Raw genomic sequence first — 9,066 nt, 5'->3', positions numbered from 1 at the left:
GGTCGTCGCCGGCGCCGCGGATCTCCCCGGCGGCCAGCAACTCGCGTACCCGGGCGGTCCTCGCCGCCCGGCCGGACCGGGCGGCGAAGACGGCCCGGCTGGCGAGGAGCGCGTTGTCCAGCACCGACTGCCGGGGGACGATCCCCTCGCCCTTGCGGTCCTCGGTGACGTAGGCGATGCCGGCCCGCATGGCGGTGCGGGGTGAGCGCAGTCGGACCGGCCGGTCGTCGAGTGTGATGTCGCCGGTCGTGAACGGTGACACCCCGAAGATCGCGCGGGCCAGCGCCGAGCGCCCGGAACCCTGGAGGCCGCCGATGCCGAGCACCTCGCCGGCGCGCAACTGGAGGTTGATGTCCCGCAGCTTCCGGTTGCCCGCGTCGCGAAGGTTGAGCCGCACCGGGCCCCGGTCCTCGGGGGTGGCCCGGTCCGGGTAGTAGCTGGACAGTTCCCGGCCGACCATGTGCCGTACCAACTCGTCGGCGGTGGTGTCAGCGGTGTCCACTGTGGTGACGCGACGGCCGTCCTTGAGCACTGTGATCCGCCCGGACAGGTCGAAGACCTCGGCGAGACGGTGCGAGACGTACAGCAGCCCGATGCCCCGCTCCTGGAGTCGGCGCACCAGCCCGTAGAGCAGCTCGACCTCGTGGTCGGCCAACGCGGCGGTCGGCTCGTCCATGATGAGCAGCCGCGCGTCCAGGGCGAGCGCCTTGGCGATCTCGACGACCTGCTGCTGCGCGACGCCCAGCTGCCCCACCCGGGCGTCGGCCGGCAACGTGGTCTCACCGATCGAGGCGAGCAGCCGCGTGGTGCGGTCGATCATCCCCCGACGGTCGACGAGCCCGCGTCGGACCGGCTCGTGCCCCAGGTAGACGTTCTCCGCGACGGTGCGCTCCGGGAGCAGGTTGAATTCCTGGTGGATGATGCCGATGCCGGCCCGCTGCGCGTCGCGCGGGCCACGGAACGTACGCGTCGCACCGGCGAACTCGACAGTGCCACCGTCCGGGGCGTGCCCGCCCGAGACGATCTTCATGAGGGTCGACTTCCCGGCACCGTTCTCACCGACAACGGCGTGCACCTCGCCCGGCGCGACATCGAGGTCGACACCGTCGAGAACGCGGACTCCGAGGAAGGACTTGCCGATGCCCCGGAGGGTGAGAAGCGGCGTCGGCGGCGGATCTGACATCCCGAAAGCCCTCACAGACAGTAGTCATAGACACGTTTAGATGCCACACTACGGCGGCTTTGAGGCACTGAACAACAAGCTTTCGTGGCGACAACCACGACTTACGTTCTTGCGGTGCAAACATTCCCTTGACACCGACGAAACATCACACGTATGAAGATAGATGTTTGGATGCGGGTCCGCAATCCTCGATCAAGCCTGACTGCCAGGTCGGGCCGGGATCGGCAGGCGGCACCGCAGCGAGGAAGCCGGGCACGGACGCCGTCCACCGGGCAGGACGTCGGACGTTACTTTGCGGATTGACAGCCATCGATCTCTAGCTCATCCTGACCTCGTGGACCCCGGGACGAGAACCACAGCCACGATCACGCTGTGTGACGTCTCGCAGGTCTGACTGCCGTTGCGGCGAACGGCAAGAGGCAGACAAGCGCGCCCGCGTCCCCTCACGTGTCCAGGGTCAACCTGACGCGTCGGAGGGCCCGTGGTCGCAATCCCTACGCCCGCCCAACCTAGGAGACGGCATGCGTCGTAACACATTGCTCATCTCGGTGATCGCCGGCCTGTTACTGGCGCTCGGCCTCGCCCCACCCGCGTCGGCGGCCCCCGCCTTCCGCGCCCTGGTGTTCAGTAAGACCACCGGCTACCGCCACGACTCGATCGCCGCCGGGATCAGCATGATCCAGCAGCAGGCCACCGCGAACAACTTCGAGGTGGTGGCCACCGAGGACTCCAGCGTCTTCACGGCCAGCAACCTGGCCACCTTCGACGTGATCGTCATGCTCCAGACCTCCGGCATGGTCTGGACCTCGGCGGCGCAGCGCCAGGCGGTGGAGGGTTACCTCGCCAGCGGCAAGGGCATCGTGGGCATCCACAACGCCCTCGACATGGGCATCGAGAGCGAATACCCGTGGTGGGACCAGACCATCAACGGTGGCGCCCACATGCCCGAGCACTCCCCCGGCGTGCTCCAGGGCACCGCCATCGTCGCCGACAAGAAGCACCCGTCGACGGCCAGCCTGCCGGATCGGTGGACCCGCAGCGAAGAGTGGTACAACTTCGACGCCAACCCGCGCGGCAACGTGCACGTGCTGGTGACCGCCGACGAGCGCACGTACAACCCGGGATCCCGGGCGATGGGCCCGGATCATCCGATCTCCTGGTGCCGCAACACCAATGGCGGACGGGTGTGGGCCACCGCGATGGGCCACGCGATCGGTTCCTACAGCGAGGCGAACTTCCAGAATCACGTGCTCGGTGGCATCAAGTGGGCGGCCGGTAACGCCGCCGGTGACTGCGGCGGCACCGTCTGGGGCAACTTCGAGAAGCGCACCCTCGACGACAACACAGTCGACCCGATGGCGCTGGGTGTGGCACCGGACGGCCGGGTCTTCTACGTCCAGCGCGGCGGCCAGGTGAAGATCTTCAAGCCCTCCACCAACAGCACCGTCACCGCCGGCACGCTCAGCGTCTACACCGGCGGTGAGGACGGCCTCACCGGTATGGCGCTGGACCCCAACTTCGCCACCAACGGCTACATCTACCTCTACCACTCGCCAGCCAGCAGCAGCACCGACGTCAACCGGGTCTCCCGCTACACGGTCAGCGGTGACACGCTGAACACGTCGAGCGGCGTGACGATCATCGACATTCCGGCGTACCGGGACCGCACGTTCCCCGAGCCCGGCCACACCGGCGGGTACATCAAGTTCGGCCCGGACGGCAACCTCTTCATCGGCACCGGCGACGACACACCGCCGAACCTGGACCCGAACTGGCAGGGCTACGCCCCGCTGGACTGGCGGTCGGGCAAGTCCAACCTCGATGCCGCCCGCAGCGCCGGTAACACCAACGACCTGCGCGGCAAGCTGCTGCGCATCCGGCCCTCGGCCAGCGGTGGCTACACCATCCCGTCGGGCAACCTCTACCCCCAGGGCACCGCGCAGACCAAGCCCGAGGTCTACGCGATGGGCTTCCGCAACCCGTTCCGCTTCTCCATCGACCCGGCCAACGGCTGGGTCTACCTGGCCGACTACGGACCGGACCGGAACCCGCCCACCACCAACCGCGGGCCCGAGGGCCTGGTCGAGCTGAACGTCATCAAGCAGGCCGGCAACTACGGCTGGCCGTTCTGCCACGGCGACAACCAGCCCTACGCGCCCTTCAACCCGGACACCGGCGTCGTCGGCTCCAAGTTCAACTGCAGCTCGCCGGTCAACAACTCGCCGAACAACACCGGTCTGACCAGCCTGAAGCCGGTCGTCGCACCCAATATCTGGTATGGCTACGGCACCTCGCCGACCTTCACGGAGTTGGGCTCCGGCGGCTCGGCCCCGATGGGTGGCCCGGTCTACCGGTACGACGCGTCGAACCCCTCCGCGACGAAGTTCCCGCCCTACTACGACGGTGTGCACTTCTTCTACGAGTGGGCGCGCAACTACGTCAAGGAGGTGCACTTCGACTCCTCCTCGGCGGTCACCCGCACCAACCCGTTCCTGCCCAACGTGCGGTTCAACAAGCCGATGGACATGGAGTTCGGCAAGGACGGCTCGCTCTACCTGCTGGAGTGGGGCACCAACTTCGGCGGCGGCAACAGCGACTCCGGGCTCTACCGGATCGACTACAACCAGGGCGGCCGGTCACCGATCGTCAAGGCCACCGGCACGCCCACCAGCGGCAGCGCACCGCTGACCGTCCAGTTCAGCAGCGCTGGCACGTCCGACCCGGACGGCAACGCGCTGAGCTACCTGTGGACGTTCGGCGACGGCACCACCTCGACGGCGGCCAACCCGTCGAAGGTGTACACCTCCAACGGCAACTACACCGCCCAGTTGAAGGTCACCAACAGCGCCGGCAAGACCGGCTTCGCCAACGTTCCGATCACCGTCGGCAACAGCGCCCCGGTGGTCACCATCACCACACCGGGCAACGGCGGCATGCTGACCTTCGGTGACAAGGTGTCGTACCAGATCACAGTGACCGATCCGGACGGCGGAACCGTCGACTGCTCGAAGGTGTTCCTCAACCCGGCGCTGGGTCACGACGACCACGCTCACGAGACCACCGAGTACCCGGGCTGCTCGGGCACCATCTCCACCGACCTGCTCGGTGGGCACCCCGATGGCGCCAACCTGTTCTACGTGCTGAACGCGCGGTACACCGACAACGGCGGCTCGGGCGGCGGGTCCCCGCTCACCGGCACCGCCCAGGCGATCCTGCAACCGAAGCACAAGCAGTCCGAGTACTTCAGCAGCCAGTCCGGCATCCGGGTGGTCGACCAGGCGGCCGCGGAGAGCACCAAGCGCGTCGGTGACATCTCCAGCAACGACTGGATCGCGTTCAACCCGATGAACCTGTCGGGGATCTCGACGGTCAGCTACCGGCTGTCGTCGCCGTCCGGCGGCGGCTCGATCGAGCTGCGGGCCGACTCGCCGACCGGCACCCTGCTGGCCACCACCACGGTGCCCAGCACGGGTGGCTGGGACAACTACCAGTCCACGACACCGGTGAGCGTCGCCGCCCTCGGCGGTACGCACACGCTCTACATGGTGTTCAAGAACAGCAACAACTCGTTCGATCTGGACGCGCACACCTTCGGCGGCAACGGCGTCGGGACACCCGGCACCGGCACCGGCACCGGCCTGGCCGGCAAGACCTACACGGTCACGGCGCAGCACAGCAACAAGCTGATGGACGTCAGCGGTGTCTCCACCGCCGACGGCGCCCAGATCACCCAGTGGGCGTCCACCGGTGGCAACAACCAGAAGTGGCAGGCCGTCGACGCCGGCAACGGCGCGCTCTACCTCAAGGCGGTGCACAGCGGCAAGTGCGTCGAGGTCACTGGCAGCTCGACCGCGGCGGGTGCCTTCCTCCAGCAGGCCACCTGCAACAACGGCAACCAGCAGAAGTTCACCGCCACCGCGACCGGAACCTCCGGCGTGTACACGGTGAAGAGTGTGCTGAGCGGGCTCTGCCTGGACGTCAACGGCGCGTCCACGGCCGACGGCGCCCGGGTGTTGCAGTGGACCTGCAGCAACGCGACGAACCAGCAGTGGCGCTTCACCGCGCTCTGACCTGCGGCTGTCGCGGTAACAGATGACGTCCCGGTCGGGACCGGTATCCGAGTAACGGAGCCGGTCCCGGCCGGGACGTCGTCGTCGATCAGGCAGGCAGACCAGGCGCCACGTCCAGCAGCCCGGCCGCCGCCAGGGCACCCCACAGCTCCTCGGGTACGGCGACATCGGAGCGTCGTACCGTCTCGGTCACCTGCGCCTCGGTGCGGACGCCGACCACCGTCGACACCACGGCCGGGTGCCGGCGGACGAAGGCGAGCGCCGCCTGCGGCAGTGTCACCCCGTACGTCTCGCAGACAGTGGCGATCCGCCGCGCCCGCTCGATCAACTCCGCCGGGGCCTGCTCGTAGTTGTAGACGGCGTCGGCCGGCGGCCGGTCCCGCGCGAGCAGGCCCGAGTTGTAGACGCCGGCGATGACCACGCCCACCCCCCGGCTCTCGGCGGCCGGCAGCAGATCGGCGGCGGCGCCCTGTTCGAGCAGGGTGTACCGCCCGGCGCACATCATCACGTCGACGTCGGTCTCCCGGACGAACCGGGCCAGCATCGCCGACTGGTTCATCCCGGCGCCGATCGCGCCCACGACGCCCTGGTCGCGCAGGTCGATCAGGGCGGGTACGGCCTCGTGCGCGGCCTGCTCCCAGTGGTCGTCCGGGTCGTGCAGGTAGACGACGTCGATCCGGTCCAGCCCGGTCCGCTCCAGGCTGGCCTCGATGGAACGCAGCACGCCGTCGCGGCTGAAGTCCCACACCCGCCGGTGGGTGGCGGGCACGTCGAACCCGTCGGAGTCCCGCAGGTGCGCGTCCCCAGGCGACGGCACCAGAAGTCGCCCGACCTTCGTCGACACCACGTACTCGTCGCGCGGCCGTTGGCGCAACGCGACGCCGAGGCGGCGTTCGGACAGCCCGAGACCGTAGTGCGGCGCGGTGTCGAAGTACCGGACGCCTGCCTCCCACGCGGCGTCGACCGCCGAGGCGAACTCCTCGTCCGTCGTCGCCCGGTACAGGTTGCCCCCCTGGGCCGCGCCGAAGCCCAGCTCGGTGAGCCGTAGCTGCGGGCGGCGTGGCAGTGAGCGCGCCATCATGAGGGCTCCAAGCCGTAGACGCGGCGTGCCGTCCCACCCCAGACCGACGCCTGGTCGGCCCCGTCCCGGCCCTCCAGCAACTCGGCCAGGGTGTCGACCCACCGCTGGTACGAACTGGCGAGCAGGCAGACCGGCCAGTCCGAGCCGAACATCAGTCGCTCCGGCCCGAACGCGTCGAGGGCGTCCTCGACGGCGGGTCCAAGGTCAGCCGGCGTCCAGTGCGAGTGCGGCACCTCGGTCACCAGCCCGGAGAGCTTCGCCGTCGTGTTGGGCGAGGCCGCCAACGACCGCAGGTCCCGGCCCCACTCGGCCATGTCCGGACTGCCGAGCGCGGGCTTGCCGAGGTGGTCGAGGACGAAGCTGACCTCCGGCAGGTCGCGTGTGAGACGCGCGGCCATGGGGAGTTGGTGCTGGCGTACCAGCAGGTCGAAGACGAGGCCGGCGGCGCCCACCGCCGCGATCCCCCGACGGACGTCGGGACGGTCCAGGTACGCCGGGTCGGTCTCGGACTGCACGAGGTGGCGGATGCCGACGAGGCGTTCCCCACCTCGGGCTGCCCGCAGACCGTCGAGGTGCTCCGCGACGTCGGCCGCGGTCAGGTCCACCCAGCCGACGACCCCACGGACCAGGGTGTCCTCGGCGGCCACTCCCAGCAGGTCGACCGTCTCCGTGACGGAGGCGATGGACTGCACCACCACTGTCGCTGTGACCCCGGCCGCCCGGACCGGCGGCGCGAGATCGGCGGGTTCGAAGTCGGCGTCGATGGCCGCCATGGTCACCGGGTCGATCCACGGCTGCGGGTGCCGTGCCCGGACCCAGAGGTGGTGGTGTGCGTCGACGATCCCGGCCCGCCCGTGCTCCTGCGCGCCCGTCATCGGCCCAACCAGCCGCCGTCGACGGGCAGCACCACGCCGTTGACGTAGTCCGACGCTGTCGACGCCAGGAACACTGTGGCACCGCCGAGATCGTCGGCCCGGCCCCACCGCCCGGCCGGAATCCGGCCGAGGATCGCCTGGTTGCGGTCGGGGTCGTCGCGCAGCGCCTGGGTGTTGTCGGTGGCGATGTAGCCGGGCGCGATGGCGTTGACGTTCACTCCGTGGGCCGCCCACTCGTTCGCCAGCGCCTTGGTGAGGCCGGCCACGCCCGACTTCGAGGCGGCGTAACCGGGGACGGTGATGCCGCCCTGGAAACTCAACAGCGACGCGGTGAAGATGATCTTTCCTCGGCCGCGCTCGACCATCGTCCGGCCGATCTCCCGGCTGAGGACGAACTGGCTGCTGAGGTTGACCTCGATCACCTGGTCCCACATCTCGTCCGGGTGCTCGGCGGCCGGGGTCCGGGCGATCGTGCCACCGTTGTTCACCAGGATGTCGACCGGCCCGAGAGCGGTGATGTCGCTGGCCAACCGGTGCACGGCCGCCCGGTCGCCCAGGTCCGCCCGCAGCCCGGTGAACCGGCGGCCGGTGGCGCGCACCCGGCGTTCGACCTCGCTGCCCTCCGCTTCGAGCTGGGCGGAGACCCCCACGATGTCGGCGCCCGCCAGGGCCAGGGCCTCGGCCATGGCGAGGCCGATACCGCGCCGCGCCCCGGTCACGACGGCGGTCTGGCCGGACAGGTCGAACAACGCCGTCACTGGTTCCCCTCCCGCACATCGAGCAGCACCTTCATGACGCCGCCACCCTCCAGCGCCTCGAAGGCCGCGCTGGCCGCCTCGACCGGCTCGACCCGGGAGATCAGCCGCTGTGCCGGGATGGCACCCGAGGCGACCAACCGGATCGCCTCCACCATGTCGTCGCGCTGATACAGCCGGGCACCCAGGAGCTCCAGTTCACGCCAGAAGAACCGGTGCAGGTTGACCTCGCGGGGCTGAGGATGGATCGCCACCATGACCAGCCGCCCACGGGTGGTCAGGACGTCGACAGCAGTGGTGACGCCGGCCGGTGCGCCGGACACCTCGAAGGCGATGTCGGCGCCCGCGCCACCGGTACGGTCGTTGACCAGCGCCACGACGTCGGTCGCTCGCGGGTCGACGGCCTCGATCCCGACCCCCTCCGCCACCTCGCGTCGGAACGGGTCCGGCTCGACGAGGAGCACCCGCGCGCCACGGCCCCGGGCGACGGTGGCGATGAGGACGCCGACCGGCCCACCACCGACCACGACGACCTGGTCGTCGGCGGTCACGTTCCCCCGGCTTACGTCGTGCACGGCGACCGCCACCGGCTCGACGAGCGCCGCGTGGTCGAGGGGCAACTCCTCGGGAAGCGGCAGGACCAGTTCCACCGGCACCGTCCAGGAGGACTGCATGGCACCCGGTGAGTCGATGCCGAGGAAGTTCATCGCGTGGCAGACGTGTGAGTTGCCCCGCTGGCAGGCGGCGCAGCGTCCGCAGGGCCGGGTCGGCATCACGGTGACGGCCTGACCGATGTTCCAGCCGGTCACGCCGTCGCCGACGGCCGCGATCCGCCCGGACATCTCGTGCCCGATGATCGCGGAGTCACCAACCCGGGCGTCCATGTCCCCGTGGTAGATGTGCAGATCCGTACCGCAGATGCCGGTGTAGGCCACCTCGATCCGTACCTGGCCGGGGCCCGGTGGCTCCGGGTCGCGGTTCTCGATTCCGAGGTGTCGGGCTCCCCGGTAGACGACTGCCTTCATCGTTCCTCCGTCTCGACGGTCGGTACGTCGGTCGTGCCGACCGGGCATGGTCGTGGGTGCATCGCCGTCGCGATGCA

6 protein-coding genes are annotated in these 9,066 nt (G+C 69.6%); 1 reads left to right on the top strand and 5 read right to left on the bottom strand.

Translation table 11 applies throughout. The features are described from left to right. The coding region (locus AB0B48_RS29700) for a sugar ABC transporter ATP-binding protein (protein ID WP_357207235.1) at positions 1 to 1,183 on the bottom strand (1,183 nt) is incomplete at its 3' end. Positions 1,184 to 1,704: 521 nt separating this feature from the next. On the opposite strand from AB0B48_RS29700, the gene AB0B48_RS29695 reads away from it, so the two are divergent. Beyond that, complete coding sequence (locus AB0B48_RS29695; protein WP_357207233.1) at positions 1,705 to 5,253, top strand: ThuA domain-containing protein; 3,549 nt, start codon at positions 1,705 to 1,707, stop codon at positions 5,251 to 5,253. A gap of 88 nt (positions 5,254 to 5,341) precedes the next feature. Here the strand turns inward: AB0B48_RS29695 and AB0B48_RS29690 are convergent, their stop codons facing one another. The 4 genes from AB0B48_RS29690 to AB0B48_RS29675 are packed head-to-tail and all read right to left on the bottom strand — an operon-like array spanning position 5,342 to position 8,989. Further along, positions 5,342 to 6,334: an aldo/keto reductase gene (locus AB0B48_RS29690; RefSeq protein ID WP_357207231.1), complete on the bottom strand. Its 993-nt coding sequence runs from the start codon at positions 6,332 to 6,334 to the stop codon at positions 5,342 to 5,344. Beyond that, positions 6,331 to 7,209, bottom strand: coding sequence for an amidohydrolase family protein (locus AB0B48_RS29685; protein WP_357207229.1), 879 nt, complete (start codon positions 7,207 to 7,209; stop codon positions 6,331 to 6,333). Before AB0B48_RS29685 ends, AB0B48_RS29690 begins: the two co-directional genes overlap by 4 nt. Further along, positions 7,206 to 7,967 carry an SDR family NAD(P)-dependent oxidoreductase gene (locus tag AB0B48_RS29680; RefSeq protein WP_357207226.1) on the bottom strand — a complete coding sequence of 254 codons (762 nt, stop codon included), beginning with the start codon at positions 7,965 to 7,967 and terminating at the stop codon, positions 7,206 to 7,208. The genes AB0B48_RS29685 and AB0B48_RS29680 overlap by 4 nt, the downstream gene beginning before the upstream one ends. After that, on the bottom strand, positions 7,964 to 8,989 hold the full coding sequence (locus tag AB0B48_RS29675; RefSeq protein WP_357207224.1) for an alcohol dehydrogenase catalytic domain-containing protein: 1,026 nt from the start codon (positions 8,987 to 8,989) through the stop codon (positions 7,964 to 7,966). Before AB0B48_RS29675 ends, AB0B48_RS29680 begins: the two co-directional genes overlap by 4 nt. Between the last annotated feature and the right edge of the window lie 77 nt (positions 8,990 to 9,066).

Source organism: Micromonospora sp. NPDC049089 (assembly GCF_040648775.1).
Classification (GTDB): Bacteria; Actinomycetota; Actinomycetes; order Mycobacteriales; family Micromonosporaceae; genus Micromonospora.
Note: the sequence above shows the minus strand (reverse complement) of the source record. Positions and strands in the feature narration are given on the sequence as shown.

Bases quoted from the DNA above. Each gene is read 5' to 3' on its own strand.
- AB0B48_RS29695 (WP_357207233.1), top strand. From the start codon at position 1,705: ATGCGTCGTAACACATTGCTCATCTCGGTGATCGCCGGCCTGTTACTG.
- AB0B48_RS29690 (WP_357207231.1), bottom strand. From the start codon at position 6,334: ATGATGGCGCGCTCACTGCCACGCCGCCCGCAGCTACGGCTCACCGAG.
- AB0B48_RS29685 (WP_357207229.1), bottom strand. From the start codon at position 7,209: ATGACGGGCGCGCAGGAGCACGGGCGGGCCGGGATCGTCGACGCACAC.
- AB0B48_RS29675 (WP_357207224.1), bottom strand. From the start codon at position 8,989: ATGAAGGCAGTCGTCTACCGGGGAGCCCGACACCTCGGAATCGAGAAC.